This window comes from Alcanivorax sp. HI0007 (assembly GCF_001635525.1).
Lineage (GTDB): Bacteria > Pseudomonadota > Gammaproteobacteria > Pseudomonadales > Alcanivoracaceae > Alcanivorax.
In genome coordinates, this window is the sequence record NZ_LWEJ01000045.1 from 1 (window position 1) to 18525 (window position 18525).

Annotated in this window: 21 protein-coding genes; 13 read left to right on the forward strand and 8 right to left on the reverse strand. The window is 60.5% G+C overall.

Going from position 1 to position 18525, the window contains the following annotated elements:
* Nucleotides 1-309: 309 nt before the first annotated feature.
* Nucleotides 310-1020 carry an arsenical resistance protein ArsH gene (gene arsH, locus A3714_RS02500; RefSeq protein WP_063508448.1) on the forward strand — a complete coding sequence of 237 codons (711 nt, stop codon included), beginning with the start codon at nt 310-312 and terminating at the stop codon, nt 1018-1020.
* Between the two features lie 129 nt (nt 1021-1149).
* On the opposite strand, the gene A3714_RS02505 is transcribed toward arsH, so the two are convergent.
* From A3714_RS02505 to A3714_RS02515, 3 genes are all read right to left on the reverse strand, one after another.
* Nucleotides 1150-2070 carry a glutathione S-transferase family protein gene (locus A3714_RS02505; protein ID WP_063508449.1) on the reverse strand — a complete coding sequence of 307 codons (921 nt, stop codon included), beginning with the start codon at nt 2068-2070 and terminating at the stop codon, nt 1150-1152.
* 69 nt (nt 2071-2139) lie between these two features.
* Nucleotides 2140-2694, reverse strand: a complete 555-nt coding sequence (locus A3714_RS02510; protein WP_063508450.1) for a YaeQ family protein — start codon at nt 2692-2694, stop codon at nt 2140-2142.
* Nucleotides 2695-2881: 187 nt separating this feature from the next.
* Nucleotides 2882-3436 carry a TMEM165/GDT1 family protein gene (locus tag A3714_RS02515; protein ID WP_063525822.1) on the reverse strand — a complete coding sequence of 185 codons (555 nt, stop codon included), beginning with the start codon at nt 3434-3436 and terminating at the stop codon, nt 2882-2884.
* A 344-nt stretch (nt 3437-3780) separates the two neighbouring features.
* On the opposite strand from A3714_RS02515, the gene A3714_RS02520 reads away from it, so the two are divergent.
* Nucleotides 3781-3987: a SlyX family protein gene (locus A3714_RS02520; protein ID WP_063508873.1), complete on the forward strand. Its 207-nt coding sequence runs from the start codon at nt 3781-3783 to the stop codon at nt 3985-3987.
* On the opposite strand, the gene A3714_RS02525 is transcribed toward A3714_RS02520, so the two are convergent.
* From A3714_RS02525 to A3714_RS02540, 4 genes are all read right to left on the reverse strand, one after another.
* On the reverse strand, nt 3981-4376 hold the full coding sequence (locus A3714_RS02525) for a hypothetical protein (protein WP_063508872.1): 396 nt from the start codon (nt 4374-4376) through the stop codon (nt 3981-3983). The genes A3714_RS02520 and A3714_RS02525 overlap by 7 nt on opposite strands.
* Nucleotides 4377-4452: 76 nt before the next feature.
* A complete protein-coding gene (locus tag A3714_RS02530) occupies nt 4453-4878 on the reverse strand; it encodes a TM2 domain-containing protein (protein WP_063508871.1) in 426 nt (141 codons plus the stop codon).
* Between the two features lie 121 nt (nt 4879-4999).
* On the reverse strand, nt 5000-6121 hold the full coding sequence (locus A3714_RS02535) for a PilT/PilU family type 4a pilus ATPase (RefSeq protein ID WP_062815017.1): 1122 nt from the start codon (nt 6119-6121) through the stop codon (nt 5000-5002).
* A gap of 15 nt (nt 6122-6136) precedes the next feature.
* Nucleotides 6137-7171, reverse strand: a complete 1035-nt coding sequence (locus A3714_RS02540; RefSeq protein ID WP_063508870.1) for a type IV pilus twitching motility protein PilT — start codon at nt 7169-7171, stop codon at nt 6137-6139.
* Nucleotides 7172-7307: 136 nt separating this feature from the next.
* Here A3714_RS02540 and A3714_RS02545 point away from each other — a divergent pair, with 136 nt between their 5' ends.
* From A3714_RS02545 to A3714_RS02570, 6 genes are all read left to right on the forward strand, one after another.
* A complete protein-coding gene (locus A3714_RS02545; RefSeq protein ID WP_063508869.1) occupies nt 7308-7991 on the forward strand; it encodes a YggS family pyridoxal phosphate-dependent enzyme in 684 nt (227 codons plus the stop codon).
* Between the two features lie 71 nt (nt 7992-8062).
* A complete protein-coding gene (gene proC, locus A3714_RS02550) occupies nt 8063-8872 on the forward strand; it encodes a pyrroline-5-carboxylate reductase (protein ID WP_063508868.1) in 810 nt (269 codons plus the stop codon).
* 144 nt (nt 8873-9016) lie between these two features.
* A complete protein-coding gene (locus tag A3714_RS02555; RefSeq protein ID WP_063508867.1) occupies nt 9017-9565 on the forward strand; it encodes a YggT family protein in 549 nt (182 codons plus the stop codon).
* A 137-nt stretch (nt 9566-9702) separates the two neighbouring features.
* The gene (locus tag A3714_RS02560) at nt 9703-11169 is read left to right on the forward strand and encodes a PAS domain S-box protein (protein ID WP_063525823.1); all 1467 of its coding nucleotides are present in this window, start codon (nt 9703-9705) and stop codon (nt 11167-11169) included.
* A gap of 204 nt (nt 11170-11373) precedes the next feature.
* A complete protein-coding gene (locus tag A3714_RS02565; protein ID WP_063510072.1) occupies nt 11374-11811 on the forward strand; it encodes a PaaI family thioesterase in 438 nt (145 codons plus the stop codon).
* A 91-nt stretch (nt 11812-11902) separates the two neighbouring features.
* Complete coding sequence (locus A3714_RS02570) at nt 11903-12229, forward strand: XRE family transcriptional regulator (protein WP_063510073.1); 327 nt, start codon at nt 11903-11905, stop codon at nt 12227-12229.
* Nucleotides 12230-12334: 105 nt separating this feature from the next.
* Here A3714_RS02570 and A3714_RS02575 read toward each other — a convergent pair whose 3' ends face one another.
* The gene (locus A3714_RS02575) at nt 12335-13258 is read right to left on the reverse strand and encodes a hydroxymethylglutaryl-CoA lyase (RefSeq protein ID WP_063510074.1); all 924 of its coding nucleotides are present in this window, start codon (nt 13256-13258) and stop codon (nt 12335-12337) included.
* 164 nt (nt 13259-13422) lie between these two features.
* On the opposite strand from A3714_RS02575, the gene A3714_RS02580 reads away from it, so the two are divergent.
* The 5 genes from A3714_RS02580 to A3714_RS02600 all read left to right on the forward strand — a co-directional run bounded on the left by A3714_RS02580 (nt 13423) and on the right by A3714_RS02600 (nt 18281).
* Nucleotides 13423-14049, forward strand: coding sequence for a VOC family protein (locus tag A3714_RS02580; protein ID WP_062815003.1), 627 nt, complete (start codon nt 13423-13425; stop codon nt 14047-14049).
* Nucleotides 14046-15209 (forward strand): alpha/beta fold hydrolase, encoded by a 1164-nt coding sequence (locus A3714_RS02585; RefSeq protein WP_063510075.1) that lies wholly within the window; start codon nt 14046-14048, stop codon nt 15207-15209. The genes A3714_RS02580 and A3714_RS02585 overlap by 4 nt, the downstream gene beginning before the upstream one ends.
* Nucleotides 15210-15417: 208 nt before the next feature.
* Complete coding sequence (locus A3714_RS02590; protein WP_063510076.1) at nt 15418-16272, forward strand: triacylglycerol lipase; 855 nt, start codon at nt 15418-15420, stop codon at nt 16270-16272.
* Nucleotides 16273-16360: 88 nt separating this feature from the next.
* Nucleotides 16361-16813 (forward strand): OsmC family protein, encoded by a 453-nt coding sequence (locus A3714_RS02595; RefSeq protein ID WP_063510077.1) that lies wholly within the window; start codon nt 16361-16363, stop codon nt 16811-16813.
* Between the two features lie 328 nt (nt 16814-17141).
* Nucleotides 17142-18281, forward strand: a complete 1140-nt coding sequence (locus tag A3714_RS02600) for an acyl-CoA dehydrogenase family protein (RefSeq protein WP_062814999.1) — start codon at nt 17142-17144, stop codon at nt 18279-18281.
* Nucleotides 18282-18525: the final 244 nt, after the last annotated feature.

Here is an 18525-nt window from a genome sequence, read left to right on the forward strand (position 1 = left end):
TCACCGGCACTTCCACCAGCACGCCCACCACCGTGGCCATCAGCCTGTTCGGCCTGCACTCCGGCGCCGCTCTGGCCACGGTGGTGGGCGTGCTGGTGGAAGTGCCGGTGATGCTGACGCTGGTGGCGATCGTGAATCGCACCCCCCACTGGTTCGAAGAAAATCCTGCGTAACCCTGTAGGAGCCCATGCTTGCATGGCGATCAAGTTGCGAGGTTCGAGTAACGCGGTTTGAACCCCGGTTTTCGCAACTCGCGCCTCGCTACGGTCTTGCCCCAGGCATGGGCTCCGACAAACAATGAGAGCGTCGATGAAAGATCTACCCAATCTCGATAACGATTGTTTCCAGGTCCCCACCACAGAAAAGGTATTCCGGGATCAGCCGTCCACTCACAAGCCGCGCATCCTGTTGTTGTACGGTTCATTGCGCCAGCGGTCCTTCAGCCGTCTGGCGGTGGAGGAAGCTGCCCGTCTGCTGGAGGCCATGGGAGCCGAACCGCGGATTTTTCATGCCGACGGCCTGCCGCTGCCGGACAGTGAGGATGCCAGCCACCCCAAGGTGAAGGAGCTGCGTGATCTGGTGACCTGGAGTGAGGGGATGGTGTGGTGCTCGCCGGAACGCCATGGCGCCATGACCGGCATCATGAAAGCGCAGATCGACTGGATTCCCCTGTCGCTGGGGGCGGTGCGTCCTACCCAGGGCAAGACCCTGGCGGTGATGCAGGTGTGTGGCGGCTCGCAATCGTTCAATGCGGTCAACCAGCTCCGCGTGCTGGGCCGCTGGATGCGCATGCTCACCATCCCCAATCAGTCGTCGGTGCCGAAAGCGTTTCTTGAGTTCGATGAAAACGACCGCATGAAACCATCCGGTTTCTATGATCGTATTGTCGATGTGATGGAAGAGCTGGTGAAGTTCACCCTGCTTACCCGCGACCGCAGCGACTACCTCACCGATCGTTATTCCGAGCGCAAGGAAAGCGCTGAAGAATTAATGAAACGGGTGAATCAGCGCAGCCTGTAAATGGATCCTGATGGCAGCAAGTTCCCGTTGGAGCTTTGCTCGCAAAGCGAAAGATCAGCCGTTGGCACGGCGTCAAAATAAAGCCTTTCGCCTTGCAAGCAAGGCTCCAACGGTTGAATGAGTGATCCGTCAGACCGCCCGGATCACAAATCCCTGACGTGGCAGGTGTACATGCACCCGGCCCACGGCGTCCTCGTCCCGCGCCACGATCCAGCGCTCATCGGTGCTGGCCACCAGAGTGCCTTCCACCGGAATGCGGCCGTAGTCGTTCGGCGCCACGCTCACGATCTTGCCGAGCAGTGCCTGGTCCTGGGTGGAGTCGGGCAGGGCACGGGGGCTGGCGGCACGGGCCTGTTCCAGGGCCTGGTCGGCGCTGATCGGGGTGCTGTTGCCCTGCCCATAGGCCTGCAGGCGATCCAGCCAGGCATTCACTTTCGGGTAGCGTTTGAAGCGGGGCTGTTCCGCCAGATCACGCTGGAACCACAGGCTATGGTAGGCGGAAAAATCGCCGGCGTTGGGGCTGTCGCCAAACAGGAAGGACTGGGATTCCAGCTTCCCCTCCAGATCGGTCAGGTGGGCTTCGACCATCCGCTTCATCTGTTTCGGGCTGTTGGTTTTCACCTTGGCCTTGCTGCCCATGGCGATGCGGTCCCACAACAGGCGTCCCAGATCCAGCAGCGAGGATTCCTTGAGCACCTTGCGCAGCAGGGTCAGGTTGCCGGCGGAAATAATGCAGGCGAGAAAGATGTCCAGATCTACCCGGGCGACAAATTCCTGCACCTGGGCGTCACAGTTGTCGGCGACCAGTTCCGGCTTGTTGGCCAAGCGGGCAATTTCCTGGCTGATGATGCGGGTATCACAGAATACATCGGCGCCGCTCTGTGCCACCGGGATTTTCCGGTAACCCCCGGCCAGGGGGGCCAGTTGTGGCCGCGGCGGCATTTCGCGCACGGTGACCGATTGCCAGTCCAGACCGGCGTAGCCGAGCATGGCCCGCACCTTTTCGGAAAAGGGGGACAGGGCGTAGTGGTGCAGAATCAGGTCTGACATGGGGTCTCCGTTGTCAATGAAATGGCGGTTGCACTAGTAACACGAAGGCATTGGACGCAGCGTGAAGATTCAGTGATGGGGGCTGACGCCAAACCAGGTTGTCAGGCCCATCTCCATGGATTGTTCGGTGCTGCCAAACCAGATTTGGCCATCCTGGATCATGCATTGCAGTTGCATGGTGCGCTGCATCAACGGGGCCAGCGTCGCTTCGCTGTCCGGGTCTACGTGAACAATGTGCAGGTTGCTGAAGCGGGTCACCTTGTTCTTCATGGTGTCCCACCACACCTGGGGTGCGCGGGCGCCATAGGTGTAAATCGTCACCTGCCGGGCCAGGCCGCACGCCTTGCGGAGGCGTTTCTCGTCGGGCATGCCCAGTTCGATCCAGTGCTCCAGGGTGTCGTCCGGGTTGCGCTGCCACAGGTCCGGCTCGTCGGTGCTGGACAGGCCGCGGGTAAAGGCCAGGTCTTCGTGGGCATTCAGGGCAAAGGCCAGCAGCCGCAACATCATCCGCGATTCGGTTTCCGACGGGTGCAACGCCACGGTCAGATTATGGGTGGCGTAGTAGTCCCGGTCCATGTCGGACACGGTCAATTCGGCTTTATAAATGGTGGCGGTCAGGGCCATGAATTTGCTCGCTAACAGGCGTACATGCAACACGCATGTACGCAAGGTCGGTGGGATTGTAGCAGGCTTGGTCGGATAGCCCACTGTGGGAGTGGTCGCTGGACCGCGACAGGCGCCGCGAGTGACGAGTTTCTAAGCACAAACCCTGCATGAGAGTTTTCGCGGCCACATTCTTGGGGGGAGTCCATCAACCGAGCAGCGCGAAAACGCCAAACCCGATAAAGAGTCCGGCACTGATTCGGTGGGCCCAGGTTTCCAGTTTGTCGCCGCCAAACTGGTGCGCCAGCCAGATGACGGGCAAGTTGGCGGCGATCATGCCCAGGGTGGAGCCGCCCAGAACCGGCCAGAACTGATCCTTGAACTGCACCGCCAGAGCAATGGTGGCGAGCTGGGTCTTGTCACCGATCTCGGCAATGAAGAACAGTACCAGCGCGGTCAGGAAGGGGCCGAAGCGGGGATCATCATCCACTTTTTCGTCATCGTCGGGTATCAGCATCCACAGGCCCAGGCCAATAAAGCTGATGCCGAGAATCCAGCGTAGCCAGTCTCCGGGAATGGCCCCGGCCAGCCAGTCGCCGAACCACACGGACACGCCATGGTTGAGCAGGGTAGCAACCAGTACGCCTGCCAGGATCGGCCAGGGTTTGCGGAACTTGAGAATCAGTGCCAGGGATAACAGCTGGGTCTTGTCGCCGATTTCGCCGAGGCCAACCAGCAGGAATGAGCTGAGTAGAGCTTCCATGAACGTTTCCAGAGGGGCGGGATTGCGACACAGAGACACCACCGGTCAATCCCGCCCCTGCGGAATACCAGCGATGTCTCAGGTCTCGTCAATCCGCAATCCGCGAGGGTGCGGGCGTGGACGCCATGCGCATTAGGCGCAACTATGTTGACGGCCACCAGGAGGCTCAAGCGCTCTAGCGACTACTCCCCCAAGACGGGGCAAACCTTAGCGGCAATATTGCGTGCGGGCAAGTACAATGGGGCTGCCTCCCCCTTCGCCGTTGGAGCCTTGCTCGCAAGGCGAAGGGGTAATTTCGGGTCTTCGCCTTGCAAGCAAGGCTCCAACGCCATCGAGAGCAGATCATGAGTGAAGAACGCCTGGTCGATATCGAAACCAAACTGGCCTACCAGGAAGACCTGGTTCAGCACCTGAACAAGGTGATCAGCGACCAGCAGGGAAAAATCGACGAGCTTGAAAAGGTGTGCCGCAAACTGGTGGACCGGGTGCTGGACCTGTCCGAGGAAATGGCCGCGTCACGTATTGAGGATGCACCGCCGCCGCATTACTGAGTTTTGTCCCACAGGGCTTTGGCCTGCGTTGCGGAAAGCGGTTCCTTTTCCCAGATGATGGCATCATGAGCGCCTGCTCCGAATGCAAGATCCAGCAGCACCCGGGTTTCTACCTCACAAAGACCGCCTTCTACCTTGTCCCGGGGGTGCATGATAAGTCGATAGCTTTTCAGTCTGGATCCGCCGTTCATTTGCCGGAGTGAGGCTCGCAACAGTGTTTCGGCAACAATGAAATGACCGATCAACAATCGTGACGTACTAAAGGCATCTGTAGCGGGAAAGCTTTGTGATTCCCCCGGTTTGTCCAGTGAGTGGACGACGTAGTGATTCTCGTGGATCTGGACGTAGTAGTCTTCAGAGAACAAGCGGCGAATAGCGGCCAGCAGCATAGGATGGCTCTAATACAGTTGGGTAATAGATGATGGGCAGAAAGCGGAGCAGGCTGACAGCCTGCTCCCGGCGTGATCAGGCAGGAACCGGCTCGCCCTGGGCGGTTTCGCCGTTGCGTTCGGAGACCTGGCCATTGAGGGTGAACAGGTCATACAGTACGCCGAAGCCGAGTAGGCCCAGCGTCAGCAGGTAGAGCACCCCGGTGCCGATCTTGCCCATGTAGAAGCGGTGGGCGCCGAAGATGCCCAGGAACAGCATCAGTACCCAGGCCACGCTGTAGTCGGTCTCGCCGCTCTTGAACTGGTTATTGGCGTCCCGGTTCATGCCAGGAATCAGGAAGGCATCCACGATCCAGCCGATCAGTAACAGCCCGGCGGTCAACATCCACAGCAGGCCGGTGAGCTGGCGGCCATAGTAAAACCGGTGGTAACCGAAGATCCCGCCGAAAAACCACAGCAGATAGCCGATGGGTGTCAGGTGCGTTTCTTTTTGTTGTTGCATGGGTTTCCCCCTCCATTGGTAAAGTAAAAAAGCGTCCCTGCTATCGCGGGCAGGGCCCATCAGTCCGTAACGGGCTTACCCGCGCAACTATTAACTATTCACTGTTAATTATTAACTGTCTTTACTCCGTGTCCTCAATGCTCAATCCCCGCGTGGCCACATCCAGGCTGGAGGCGTCGGTCTCGTTGCCCAGTTTGATCATCAGGCGCAGATCGTTGGGCGAATCCGCGTGGAGCATGGCGTCTTCGTAGGTGATTTCGCCAGCGGAGTAGAGGTCGTAAAGTGCCTGGTCGAAGGTCTGCATGCCCTGTTCCCGGGACTTGCTCATCAGCTGCTTGAGCATGTGCACTTCGCCCTTGCGGATATGATCCTGAACCAGCGGCGTACCCAGCAAGACCTCAATGGCGGCACGGCGACCCTTGCCGTCCGGGGTGGGAATCAGTTGCTGGGCGACGATGCCCTTCAGGTTCAGGGAGAGATCCATCCACAGCTGGCCGTGACGGTCTGCCGGGAAGAAGTGGATGATCCGGTCCAGCGCCTGGTTGGCGTTATTGGCGTGCAGGGTGGCCAGACAGAGGTGGCCGGTTTCCGCGAAGGCGATGGCCTTGTCCATGGTTTCCGGGGTCCGGATCTCACCGATCAGAATCACGTCCGGTGCCTGACGCAGGGTGTTCTTCAGCGCCACATCGAAGGACTCGGTATCGATGCCCACCTCGCGCTGGGTGACGATACAGCCCTGATGCTGATGGATGAATTCGATGGGGTCCTCAATGGTAATGATGTGACCCTTCGAGTTCTTGTTGCGGTGGCCGATCATGGAGGCCAGCGAGGTGGACTTACCGGTACCGGTGGCGCCCACAAAGATCACCAGGCCCCGCTTGGTCATGGCCAGTTCCTTGATCACTGGCGGCAGTCGCAGATCATCCACATTGGGAATCTTGGTCTCGATGCGACGCAGGACCATGGCCACCAGATTCCGCTGATAGAAAGCGGACACCCGAAAACGGCCGACGCCCCGGGCAGAGATGGCGAAGTTGCACTCGTGGTGCGCCACGAATTCCTTGCGTTGCTGTTCGGTCATCACGCCGAACACGATATCCCGGGTCATGTCCGGGGTCAGCGCGCTCTTGGTGACCGGCAAAATCTTGCCGTTCACTTTCATGCTGGGGGGCACGCCGGCGGTAATGAACAGGTCGGACCCGCCTTTCTGCACCATCAGTTTGAGGAGCTCTTCGAATTCCATCTGTCATTCTCCTCGTTAGATTGAGTCCGGGCTCTTGGCTTTTTCACGAGCCACTTCACGGGATACCAGCCCTTTCTGCACCAGGCCCTGCAGGCACTGATCCAGGGTCTGCATGCCCAGGGCGCCGCCGGTCTGGATGGCGGAATACATCTGCGCCACTTTATCTTCGCGGATCAGGTTCCGGATCGCCGGGGTACCAATCATGATTTCATGGGCCGCCACCCGGCCGCCGCCGTTCTTTTTCATCAGGGTCTGGGAAATCACCGCTTGCAGTGATTCCGACAGCATGGAACGGACCATGGATTTTTCTTCGGCGGGGAACACGTCCACCACCCGGTCAATGGTCTTGGCGGCGGAGGTGGTGTGCAGGGTGCCGAACACCAGGTGACCGGTTTCTGCCGCGGTCAGTGCCAGACGGATGGTTTCCAGATCCCGCATTTCCCCCACCAGAATGATGTCCGGATCTTCCCGCAGGGCCGAGCGCAGAGCTTCGGCGAAGCCCAGGGTGTCACGGTGCACTTCCCGCTGGTTGACCAGACACTTCTTGGATTCGTGCACGAATTCGATGGGGTCCTCGATGGTGAGGATATGCTCGTAGCGGGAATCGTTGATGTAGTCGATCATCGCCGCCAGGGTGGTGGACTTACCGGAACCGGTGGGCCCGGTAACCAGCACAATGCCCCGTGGCATCTCGGAAATCTTCTGGAACACCTTGCCCATGCCCAGGTCTTCCATGGTCAGCACTTTCGAGGGAATGGTCCGGAATACCGCACCGGCGCCCCGGTTGTGGTTGAAGGCGTTGACCCGGAAACGGGCCACGCCGGGCACCTCGAAGGAGAAATCGGTTTCGAAGAATTCCTCGAAGTCCTTGCGCTGCTTGTCGTTCATGATGTCGTAGATCAGCGCGTGGACTTCCTTGTGCTCCATGGCCGGCAGATTGATGCGGCGCACGTCCCCGTCTACGCGGATCATCGGTGGCAGGCCGGCGGACAAGTGAAGGTCGGAAGCGCCGTTTTTGGCGCTGAAGGCGAGCAGCTCGGTAATATCCATGGGTGTCTACTTGGGTTGTCTGGTATTGAAAGGGAGCCCGATGCCCCCTTTTGTTATTATGTCGGCAGCCTGAAACCGGCTTCCTCAGAAATTCGTCGCATGCCTAAAGTAACCCGACCTCTTGAGCCGTTCAATAATGACAGACTCCAAAAGCCCACTGGTGCAAGTTAATACGCAAATAAATGCATTTTGTGAGCAGTCCGGTCGCGCCAGCGACAGTGTGCAGTTGCTGGCGGTGAGCAAGACCCGCACAGCGGATGAAGTGGCCCGTCTGGCTGACCAGGGGCAGCGGCACTTCGGCGAGAACTATCTGCAAGAGGCCCTGGACAAGATAGCGGCGCTGCAGGGCAAGGAGCTGGTGTGGCATTTCATCGGCCCGATCCAGTCCAACAAGACGCGCGATATCGCGGCCCATTTTGACTGGGTGCACTCCGTGGACCGGCTAAAAGTGGCCCGCCGGCTCAGTGACCAGCGGCCGACGGGGTTGGCGCCGCTGAATGTCTGTATCCAGGTGAATGTGGACGATGAAGACAGCAAAAGCGGCATTCCGCTGGATGCGGTGCCTGCCCTAGCAGAGCAGATTGCAGCCTTGCCCAACCTGCGCCTGCGCGGGCTGATGGCCATTCCCCTGGCAAACAGCGAGGACAACAGCCGGGGGGCTTTCCGACAGCTCGCCATGACACTGTCACAATTGCGCAATACAATGCCGTCCCTCGATACGCTCTCCATGGGTATGAGTGCGGATTTCGGCGTAGCCATCGAAGAAGGCGCCACCATCGTCCGTGTGGGCACCGCCCTGTTTGGTCCGCGCACTCCCTGACGGCTGAAACCCCCGCCGTTGGCCCAACGACAAGCGTACGCGTTACAACACACGACAAGGATTGCGCAGTTATGGCACAACAAAGCATCGGATTTATTGGCGCTGGCAACATGGCCACCAGCCTGGCCGGCGGCATGGTGGCGAAAGGAATTCGCCCCGCCCGTATCTGGATGAGCGACCCCTCCCGTGACCGTCTGGAGGAAGTCTCCCAGCTGCACCGGGTCCATGTGACCAACGAAAACCGGGATGTGGCCGGGCGGGTGGACGTGCTGGTGCTGGCGGTCAAGCCGCAAATGATGCAGGCCGTGTGCGAGGATCTGCGCGACCTGATTGCCGATCGCCAGCCGCTGGTGATCTCCATTGCCGCCGGCGTGACCGTGGCCAACCTGCGGAGCTGGCTGGGGGAGACCCCGATCGTGCGTTGCATGCCCAACACCCCGTCGCTGGTACAGGCGGGTGCCACCGGGTTGTATGCCGCCGAGGGGGTGAGCGATGAACAGAAAACCATGGCCAAGGAAATCCTGGGTTCCGTGGGGCTGACCTTCTGGTTTGCCCAGGAAAAGGAACTGGATGCGGTCACTGCGGTGTCCGGCTCCGGCCCGGCCTACTTCTTCCTGCTGATGGAATCCCTGATCGAAGCCGCCAAGGCCCAGGGCCTGGACCCGGCCACCGCTCGCCAGATGGTATTGCAGACCGCCTGGGGGGCAGCGCAACTGGCTGTGGCCAGTGAAGCGGGCCCGGATGTGCTGCGCCAGCAGGTCACCAGCCCCGGTGGCACCACCGCCGCGGCCCTGAATGTCTTCGAGGAAGCGGGTTTCCGCGAGCAGGTTCAGGCCGCCGTGGCAGCCGCCCGGGAGCGCTCGGAAGAGCTGGCGGGCTGAACAACTTTTGTAGGAGCGTCGCTGGCGGCGCGATAACCCACGCCGAAATCGCGCCGCCAGCGACGCTCCTACATACATCTCCCCCTTTGAATTTTTCCCTGCGTGCCCCAAACTCTTCCCCTGTCGCGAACCACGGAGTCATCCATGAACCCCCAGGGCGCCCTGTTTTTCCTGCTGGACTTTGTTTTCAGCGCCTACATCTTTATCGTACTGACCCGCTTTGTGCTGCAGCTGGCCCGGGCGGATTTCTATAATCCCATCTCCCAGTTCGTGCTCAAGGCCACCAATCCGCTGCTCAAGCCCCTGCGCCGGGTGATTCCCGGTTACGGTGGGCTGGATATCGCTTCCCTGGTTCTGGTGGTGGTGCTGATCATCCTCAAAACGGTGATTTTGCTGAGCATCCAGGTGGGTGGGCTGCCCAGCGGCATCGGTGGGGCACTGGTCATCCATGCGCTGCGTGAACTGGCCAACCTGATCCTCAATTATGTGTTCTGGACGGTACTGATTCGCGTGTTGCTCAGCTGGGTGGCGCCGGACCCCTACAGCCCGGTGGTTCGGGTAATCGTGCAGATCACCGAGCCGATCATGGCCCCGGTGCGCAAACTGCTGCCGCCCATGGGGGGCTTCGACCTGAGTCCGTTGTTTGTGCTGCTGGGTATCCAGCTGCTGCAGATTCTGTTTCAGCTACGCTGAGCAGTGCGTTTCCAGGAGGCGCCCCGGGGCGCCTTTTTTGTGTGGCGACAACAAACTCTGCGCAAGCTTTTTACTTGCGGGCCGTAGCCGTATACAAATAACGACTGCGGAAATGTTACCTGAACAGGATCAGTATCATGGATGAGGGGGTAGACCTGCGTCTGGCAGGGCTGAAGGAACTGCATCGGTTGTCGTTGCTGAGTGGTGCGGACAGCAACGAGCTATACCGACAGTATCTGGAGGTGGGTTGCCGCCTGCTGGGGCTGTCCGTGGGAATCATCAGCCGTATTCAGGGTGACCAGTACCGGGTATTGGCCGTGCAGTCCGCTAACGATGCCGTCCGCACGGGTGATCAATTCGCCCTGGGAGATACCTACTGCGCAGGGGTCATGGCCAAACAGGGTTCAGTGGCACTGCACGACGTGGGAGCCCTCGAATCCATGCGCTCCCATCCAGCCTATACGGGGCTGCAGCTGCAGGCCTACATCGCGACCCCTGTCCGGGTGCAGGGTGAGATCGTGGGTACCCTGAATTTCAGCGACACCCGACCCCGCCCGGAGCCGTTCAGTGTCGAGGAAGTGGAGTTGCTGGAGCTCATGGCCCAATCACTGGGCCATGGTCTTGAGCGAAGCTGGCAGGACGCCCAGCGGGTGCAGGCGGCGGAAGACATGGAAGCCAGTGTCGCCCTGTTCGAGGGGGCGTTTCGTCATGCTGCCATCGGCATGGCCATTGTGGCTCCCAATGGCCGCTGGCTGCGGGTGAATGAGGCGGTGAGTCAGATTGTCGGCTACAGCGACACCGAGCTTCTCGAGATTGATTTCCAGGCCATCACGCACCCGGATGATCTGGACCGGGATCTGGAGTACGTGGAGAGCCTGCTGCGCGGTGAAGCGACCTCCTACCGCATGAAAAAACGTTATACCCACAAAGATGGTCATGAAGTGTGGGTGCTGTTGGCGGTGTCGCTGGTGCGCAACAGTGACGGTAGCCCGCGCTATTTCCTGTCGCAGCTGGAAGACATTACCGCCCAGGTGAACGGGGAAATCGCCCTGCGCGAACAACGGGATGAGCTGGAACAGCTGAATCGCGAACTGGCTGGGCTGGCCCGCCAGGATGCGCTCACCGGCCTCAGCAATCGGCCGGTGATTCTGGAGCAGTTGCGCCAGAATCTGACCTTGGGTTTGCGAACCCGTGAGCCCCTCTCGCTGTTGCTGGTGGAAGTGGGCAACCTGGATAAGCTCAACCAGCAGCACGGGCATGCTGCCGGCGATGATGCCCTGGTAGCGGTGGCCGAGGCCCTGGCCGGACTGGGAGGGGACAGTGGTTGCCTGGGGCGCTTCACCGGCAAGCAGTTCCTGATGGTGCTGCCGGAAGCCGGCCTCAACCAGGCCGAGGATGTGGCGGAGGATTGCCGCCAGGCGGTGCTGTCTCTGCCTGGCCTGCCCACCCCTCTGACGGTGAGTCTGGGAGTGGCAACCCTGATGCCCTGTGATGCGGAGAAAGACGACTACGGCTCCACGGACACCGCCCTGCAGGCGGTGGAAGCCGCCCTGGTTGCCGCCCGGGAGGCCGGCAGGAACTGTTGCCGGACGGTGACGTTGTAAGGGAAAAATCCGTTACGAGTTACGAGAAGAAACCGGTTTTGTCTTTCGCTCCTCGTCACTCGCTTCTCGCTCCGGGCCGCCCCTTTCCTGAAACGCTGTTGCGTTTCGCCCCTGCCGTTTGCCGGGATACGGCCTGTATCGTATTGTAAGTTCCAAAAAGGAACCTACAATAACGGGCATTCCTTATGACCAACAGGACATGCCATGAATATTGCAACGCTGACCGGCCTGGAAATCATGCAGGCCTTCGCCGCCGGCAACCTGCCGCGCCCGCCCATCTCGGACACCATGCCCATGACGCCGGATCAGGTAGAGGAGGGTCGGGTGGTCTTCCTGGCCACCGCCGATGAACGCCATACCAACCCCCTGGGTGGCGTCCATGGTGGCTTTGCCGCCACCGTGCTGGACTCGGTCACCGGCTGTGCCACCCATACAGTACTGGCGGCGGGCGAGAGTTACGGCACCACGGATCTGACCATCAAGATGTGCCGGCCGTTGCCATTCAACAAGACCCTGCGCGCGGAAGGCCGGGTGATCAACGCGGGTCGTAACCTGGTGATCAGCGAAGGCCGCATCGAAGACGAGGACGGCAAACTCTATGCCCATGCCACCGCCACTTGCATGGTGATACGCCAAGGCTGAGGTCCGCCGCCGGGTTGTCTCTGCCGCTCTGCGGTGTAGCCTGAGGGCAGGGTCCGGCGATCCTGCCGGGCCGGTACCGGAAGGAGGCGCTATGGAGACACAGTGGTTTGACCGGGGCTGGGGCCACCTGGAAGACGATGGCCGGCAGGCCCGGGAAATGGAGTTGCGCAGCCGCCTGCTGATGAATTTGCAACAGGGCATCACCGATAAGGGCTGGAACCGGGATCATGCCTGTCGGTGGCTGGATTTGTCCGCGGCTCGGGTGGATGCGCTGCTGGCTGGGAAGATTGGTGCCTTCAGCCTGGATGATCTGGTTGCCCTGATGGAGCAGGCCGATATCCACTGGCGGGTGTCACAACAGGACAAGGCCCTGCTGGACCACCTGATTCGCGAGCAGCGGGCCGGCACCGGCGCCTGAGGCTCTCGCCCCGGGAGCCGGTCTGCGGGCGGTGCTTCTGGCTCTCAGTCCGCGAGCAAAGCGCCAACGGATCAAACGGGGAAATGGACTTCCGGGTGTGACGGATTACCACAGGCAGGGCGTCTTGCCCTGTTTTTCCTGGGAGGCCATCCAGTCGAGAATGCGCCCACCCAGGGGACGCTGGGTGGCTTCGGCGGCCAGCGCCACTGCTTCACGCAGCCCTTCAATATTGATACCGGTATTCAGCCCACAGCTTTCCAGCAGGTAGACCAGGTCTTCGGTGGCCATATTGCCGGTGGCGCCCGGCGCAAAGGGGCAACCGCCCAGCCCGCCCACGGAGGCGTCGAATTTCCTCACCCCCAGATCGGCCGCTTCCCAGGCCATGGCAGCGGCCAGGCCGCGGGTGTCGTGCAGGTGCACATAAAAGCGCTCTGCACCGATGTCGCGAATCAGTGGCGCCATGATGGCTTTCATCTGTTGCGGGTTGCCGGCGCCGATGGTGTCGGCAATGGCCACCTCGTCACTGCCGGCGGTGAACATGCGCTCGGCCAGCTGCCGGGGCAGGCTCTCCGGCACCGGGCCGTCGTAGGGGCAGGCGAAGGCGCCGGAGATATAAGTGCGTGTGGCAATGCCGTCTTCCCTGGCGGCCTGGATGATCGTCTCGCAGCTCTGCGCCGCCTGCTCCAGGCTCATGCGCAGGTTGCGTTCGTTGAAGGAGTCCGTGGTGGACAGCACCAGCGCCACCGTGGGGTAGCCCGCCTCCCTGGCCAGCTGATAGCCCTTCAGGTTGGGGACCAGGGCGGTGTAGTGCAGGTGCTCTCCCTGCGGCAGCAAGGGCGTCAGGGCCGCGGCGTCGGCCATTTGCGGAATGGCCTTGGGGCTGACAAAGCTCACCGGTTCCAGGTAGCGCATACCCGCATCCACCAGCAGCCGGGCCAGTCGGGCCTTGGTGTCCGTGTCCACGGTAACCGGTTGATTCTGCAGGCCGTCACGAAGGCCAACTTCGTTGATGATTGCCGTGTCTGCCATTTGCGTTGCCATGCTGCCGATAAAAGGGGCAGACAGTTTGCCACTGTCACCGGTCCAGCGCGAATGTCCAGAACTGACAGGTTCTTGGTGGTTTTGGTTTTCAGTTCCCGGCCAGCCTGTGGCAACAATGGCATCCGAATTCTAACAACAATCAGGAGCCAACCATGAGCAGCCTGCCGGAGTGTGCCATGCTCAAGCATGTGCACCACAGTGCCTACCGTTGCCGCGATGCGGAGCAGACCCGCTGGTTTTACGAGGACGTGCTGGGGTTGCCGCTGACCCTGGCCATGGTCTTCGACGAGGAGCCGGGTACCGGGCGCAAGATCGACTACATGCACCTGTTCTTCAAGATGGGTGACGACAACTTCATCGCCTTTTTCGACGCCCCGGAAGGGGCCGATGAAAAACTGTTCCGCCCGCGCAGCGCCTTCGACCTGCACCTGGCTTTTGAAGTGGACACCCGGGAAGAGCTTAAAGCCTGGCGCCGTCGCATCAATCAGGCCGGTCGCCCCTGCTTTGGGCCCATCGACCACGAGTTCATTCACTCCATCTATTTCTTTGACCCCAACGGCATTCCCCTGGAAATCACCATCAAGGATCCGGACTACGAGGCGGTGGTGGCCAAGGATGCCGCCAACGCTCACCGCGTGCTCAAGGAATGGACCGAAAAAACCCGGGCCCTGAAAGAGCGCAATTTCGGTGCTGCCGCCCTGGACCTGCGCGGCATCGACATGAGCAAAACGGATTTCTCAAAGATCAAGAACCCCAGCGACAAGGATGCGCAGCAATGAGCAAGCACTATGACCGTACCCCCTATCTGGTCACCTTCAGTGAACAATCCCGTTTCAAGGACACCTATGCAGGCCCCATGGATCTGGTGGCCCTGGAGTCCCACCTGCTGACACCCAAAAGCGGACCCGGCAAGACGGTGGTGATTTTCATGCACCCGGTGGGCGGTGGCGCCTACCTGCCCATGGTGTCGGCGCTGGCGAAAGCCGGGGTGTCGGTGATCTATTGCAACAGCCGCTACCGGGGCGCCGATAGCGCCTTGCTGATGGAGAAAGTGGTGGCCGATCTTGGCGCCTGTGTGCGCGATGCCAAAGAGCGGTTGGGTTTTGAAACAGTGGTATTGGCGGGCTGGTCCGGCGGCGGCTCCCTGAGTCTGCTTTACCAGGCGGAAGCGGAAGATCCGCAGATTACCGAGACCCCGGCGGGAGACCCCTACGACCTGACGGCCCGGAAACTGATCCCCGCAGACGGCATCATGCTGCTCGCCGCCCATGTGTCCCGGGCTATTACCATGACCGAATGGTTGGACCCGTCCGTGCTGGATGAAAGCGATCCGGAGCAGCGGGACCGGGAGCTGGATATTTATCATCCGGAGTGCCCCAACCAGCCGCCCTACAGCGAGGCATTCGTGGCCCGGTTCCGCCAGGCCCAGATCGACCGCAACCGGCGCATCACCGGCTGGGTGAAAGAAAAACTGTCGGATTTTCGAAACCGCGGCCTGCCCAACGAGGAATACGGCTTTATCGTCCACCGCACCATGTGCGACGTCCGTTGGCTGGACCCGCAGCAGGATCCCAATGAGCGCCCCCCGGGGACCTGTTATCTGGGCGACCCGCGAACCGTTAACAACGGTCCGGTGGCCCTGGCCCGTTTCAACACCCTGCGTGGCTGGCTGAGTCAGTGGAGCTACGACGATTCCCGCGCCAACGGGCCGGCCTGTGCCGGTCGCATCCGGGTGCCCGCCCTGGTGATTGGTAACACCGCAGACAATGCCTGTACCCCCAGCCATACCCGCCGGCTGTTCGGCGGGTTCCAATCAGGGCAGGCCACCCTCCGGGAAGTGGCCGGTGCCAACCACTACTACTTCGGCCAGAACGACAAACTGGCCGAAGCGGTGGCGCACTGCACCACCTGGCTGCAAGAGCAGGGCCTGCTTGCCTAGCTGAAGAGTGCCGCCGTTGGAGCTTTGCTCGCAAAGCGAAAGCTGGGAGGGATCTCAAACCTTCGCTTTGCGAGCAAAGCTCCAACGGGTGAGATAGCGGCCAATTGTGAATTCTCTTCACGCCTTGTCCGACAGTTATACCAGCGGCGCTTCATCCGCCCCGGCACTGGCCTAGCGTCGGTAAAAACAACAACGGAGTAATCACAGGATGGGTTTGATCATTTTTCTTCTGGCACTGGCGGTGCTCAGCACAGTGTCCATCACCCTGTTGTTCTACCTGTGCTGGTTCTACGACCGACGCAGCTTTCCCGAACAGGCCCAGCTCCCCGATGAGCCGCCGCTGCGTCTGTTACCGACCGTGGTGGGCATCATCAAGGAAGCCGCCAGCCTCACCGTGCTGGTGTTCAGTTATCCGCTGCGGTTGATCCACGATGCATCGCCGGTGCGCAGCCGCCACCACGGGGAGACCCCGCTGATTCTGGTGCATGGCTACGGCGGCAACAGCGCCAACTTCCTGTTCATGCAATGGCGGTTGAAATGGCGCGGCTGGGGCAATGTCTACTCGGTAAGCTACACCCCGCCGCACATCAACGCGCGTAAATTGGCCCAGCAGGTCAATGACCATGTGGAGCGGATCCTGGCGTCCACCGGGGCGGAAAAAGCCCATATTATCTGCCATTCCATGGGCGGGCCGCTGACTCGCTACGCCCTGAAAAACCTGGGTCTGGCCGGCAAGGTTGATCGGGTGATCACCCTGGGCAGCCCCCACTATGGTTCACGCATTGCCGGCCTGTTCCCGGCCCAGGGCTCTGCCGCGCAGATGCGCTACCAGAGTCCCTTTGTGCAGGAGCTGGCGGAAGGCGGCAGCTGCCCCGGTGGTGCCCGCTTCTTCTCCATCTATTCGAACCTGGATAACTTTGTATTGCCGGTGTCCACCGCCGTGCTCGACGGCGCTGAAGCCAACATCAATGTGCCCTATCTGGGTCACTGCGCCCTGTTGTACAGCAACCGCGTGCTGGATCAGGTGGAGCGCTGCCTGTTATCCCCGAAGCCGGAGATTTGATCCGCGACAATGTTGCATTAGCGATTGGCTGGGATCATGGTTAAAGCAGGAGAACAGAAAACCGTGATGCAACAGAGGGAGCGAAATCATGAGTGAATACGGTGCAACGGTTGCCTGGCATCTCAAGCCGGGCGCGTCGTTCGATTACGAACACTTCAACCGGGAACACGAATGGACCTTCGCCGGCGGTGAAGTGGTGCAGGCCTCGGCCTCACCGGATTACTTCGGCAGCGGTAACCGGGTAAGCCCGGACGAGGCGGTCATTGCCGCCACCTCCAGTTGTCATATGCTCACCTTCCTGTCGGTTGCCGCCAAACAGGGCCTCAAGGTGCTCAGCTACATCGATCAACCTGTTGGCACCGTGGAGAAGGCCGCGGATGGGCACATGGCCATCACCCGCATCGTGCTGCGCCCGCGGGTGGTGTTCGATGATGGTCAGGAACCGGATGCCGCCGCCCTGGACAAGCTCCATGCCACGGCCCACCGCAACTGTTTCGTGGCCAATTCCCTCAAGGCGGAGATTCGCATCGAGCCGCAATAAGGCAGGAGCGAGGGACGAGTTTCGAGTCGCGAAAAGCGCCAGGTTCCCTGAGTTGTTTTTCGCTACTCGAAACGGGGCTCTCTGAATCTGCCTCTGCCCGTAGTCCTGAAGCCATCAGATTCCAGGGGCGAGAAGTGAGCTTCGACGCCCCGGGTTCCGCCTTTCGGTGCGCGTGCCTCCTGCCTCGCGCCCTGATACTGCGGTATACAGCGGACCGGACAGTCACCCTGGGATGATGTTGCCTTCACCCTGGGCCGCTAGAATGTGGCCCATTGTTTTGTCACCTTCCGTCTGGGGGTGGCGCCTTGGACCAACAGGACTGTGTGAAATGCTTGATCAAAACGAAATCGAACTGTTCCGCGACAACGTCAAAAAATTCCTGGAAAACGAAGTGGCCCCCCACTACGACCAGTGGGAAAAAGCCGAAATGTTCCCCCGTGAACTGTGGAACAAGCTGGGCGAAAATGGCCTGCTGTGCGTGGACGTGCCGGAAGAATACGGCGGTTTCGGCGCCAATTTCCGCCTGTCTGCCGTGATCGTGGAAGAAGCCTCCCGTGCCGGCTACGGCGCCCTGGCCTCCAACATCTCCGTGCATTCCGATATCGTTGCTCCCTACATCCTGCACCTGGGCACCGAAGAGCAGAAGCAGGCCTGGTTGCCGAAAATGGTCACCGGCGAAGCCGTAGGTGCCATCGGCATGACCGAACCCGGTGCCGGCTCCGACCTGCAGGGCATGAAGACCCGCGCCGACAAGGACGGTGACGGCTACAGCATCAACGGCCAGAAAACCTTCATCACCAACGGCCAGCACTGCGATGTGATCGTGCTCGCCACCAAGACCGACCCCAACGCCGGCTCCAAGGGCATGACCCTGTTCACCGTGGACTGCTCCCTGCCGGGCTTCGCCCGCGGCCGTAACCTGGAAAAAATGGGCCACCACGCTGCGGATACCTCCGAGCTGTTCTTCGAAGACGTGAAAGTGGGCGCCGACCAGATTCTGGGTGGTGAAGGCAAAGGCTTCGCCAACCTGATGAACGAACTGCCCCGCGAACGCCTGATCCTGGCCCTGGGCGCCATCGCCGCCTGTGAAGGCATGATCGAGCGCACCATTGAATACACCAAAGAGCGCCAGGCTTTCGGCAAGCCGATCTCCAGCCTGCAGAACACCCGCTTCGTGCTCGCAGACCTGCACGCCCAGGTGGTGGTTAACCGCGCCTACGGCGAGCAGTGCATCGACCAGTATGACCGTGGTGAACTCACCGCCACCAACGCCTCCATTGCCAAGCTCACCACCACCGAGCTGCAAGGCGTGGTCGCTGACAAATGTCTGCAGCTGTTCGGTGGCTACGGCTACATGCAGGAATACCCCATCTCCCGCGATTACGTGGATGCCCGCATCCAGCGTATCTATGGCGGCACCAGCGAAATCATGAAAGAAATCATCTCCCGGGAAATTATCGGGCGATAAATCCTCAGGATTTCAGCACCAAAAAAACGCGGCTACGGCCGCGTTTTTTATGCCCCTGATCTTCGCCCCGTAGGAGCTATGCTCGCATGGCGAACCTCAATCCACAGGGATCCCTCCTTCAAAAAACCGTGCTCAACAGATGGACCTTCCTGGCTTGTAGGATATGGCTTACAGAAAATGCTAACTGGTTGATATAAAGTGATTTTCAAAGGGGAGGGGCTTTGCCAAAAAGCAGGCTCGTACT

What these genes read in the sequence shown, in the direction of transcription:
- arsH (WP_063508448.1), top strand. Translation starts at nt 310, where the DNA reads ATGAAAGATCTACCCAATCTCGATAACGATTGTTTCCAGGTCCCCACC.
- A3714_RS02505 (WP_063508449.1), bottom strand. Translation starts at nt 2,070, where the DNA reads ATGTCAGACCTGATTCTGCACCACTACGCCCTGTCCCCCTTTTCCGAA.
- A3714_RS02510 (WP_063508450.1), bottom strand. Translation starts at nt 2,694, where the DNA reads ATGGCCCTGACCGCCACCATTTATAAAGCCGAATTGACCGTGTCCGAC.
- A3714_RS02515 (WP_063525822.1), bottom strand. Translation starts at nt 3,436, where the DNA reads ATGGAAGCTCTACTCAGCTCATTCCTGCTGGTTGGCCTCGGCGAAATC.
- A3714_RS02520 (WP_063508873.1), top strand. Translation starts at nt 3,781, where the DNA reads ATGAGTGAAGAACGCCTGGTCGATATCGAAACCAAACTGGCCTACCAG.
- A3714_RS02525 (WP_063508872.1), bottom strand. Translation starts at nt 4,376, where the DNA reads ATGCTGCTGGCCGCTATTCGCCGCTTGTTCTCTGAAGACTACTACGTC.
- A3714_RS02530 (WP_063508871.1), bottom strand. Translation starts at nt 4,878, where the DNA reads ATGCAACAACAAAAAGAAACGCACCTGACACCCATCGGCTATCTGCTG.
- A3714_RS02535 (WP_062815017.1), bottom strand. Translation starts at nt 6,121, where the DNA reads ATGGAATTCGAAGAGCTCCTCAAACTGATGGTGCAGAAAGGCGGGTCC.
- A3714_RS02540 (WP_063508870.1), bottom strand. Translation starts at nt 7,171, where the DNA reads ATGGATATTACCGAGCTGCTCGCCTTCAGCGCCAAAAACGGCGCTTCC.
- A3714_RS02545 (WP_063508869.1), top strand. Translation starts at nt 7,308, where the DNA reads ATGACAGACTCCAAAAGCCCACTGGTGCAAGTTAATACGCAAATAAAT.
- proC (WP_063508868.1), top strand. Translation starts at nt 8,063, where the DNA reads ATGGCACAACAAAGCATCGGATTTATTGGCGCTGGCAACATGGCCACC.
- A3714_RS02555 (WP_063508867.1), top strand. Translation starts at nt 9,017, where the DNA reads ATGAACCCCCAGGGCGCCCTGTTTTTCCTGCTGGACTTTGTTTTCAGC.
- A3714_RS02560 (WP_063525823.1), top strand. Translation starts at nt 9,703, where the DNA reads ATGGATGAGGGGGTAGACCTGCGTCTGGCAGGGCTGAAGGAACTGCAT.
- A3714_RS02565 (WP_063510072.1), top strand. Translation starts at nt 11,374, where the DNA reads ATGAATATTGCAACGCTGACCGGCCTGGAAATCATGCAGGCCTTCGCC.
- A3714_RS02570 (WP_063510073.1), top strand. Translation starts at nt 11,903, where the DNA reads ATGGAGACACAGTGGTTTGACCGGGGCTGGGGCCACCTGGAAGACGAT.
- A3714_RS02575 (WP_063510074.1), bottom strand. Translation starts at nt 13,258, where the DNA reads ATGGCAGACACGGCAATCATCAACGAAGTTGGCCTTCGTGACGGCCTG.
- A3714_RS02580 (WP_062815003.1), top strand. Translation starts at nt 13,423, where the DNA reads ATGAGCAGCCTGCCGGAGTGTGCCATGCTCAAGCATGTGCACCACAGT.
- A3714_RS02585 (WP_063510075.1), top strand. Translation starts at nt 14,046, where the DNA reads ATGAGCAAGCACTATGACCGTACCCCCTATCTGGTCACCTTCAGTGAA.
- A3714_RS02590 (WP_063510076.1), top strand. Translation starts at nt 15,418, where the DNA reads ATGGGTTTGATCATTTTTCTTCTGGCACTGGCGGTGCTCAGCACAGTG.
- A3714_RS02595 (WP_063510077.1), top strand. Translation starts at nt 16,361, where the DNA reads ATGAGTGAATACGGTGCAACGGTTGCCTGGCATCTCAAGCCGGGCGCG.
- A3714_RS02600 (WP_062814999.1), top strand. Translation starts at nt 17,142, where the DNA reads ATGCTTGATCAAAACGAAATCGAACTGTTCCGCGACAACGTCAAAAAA.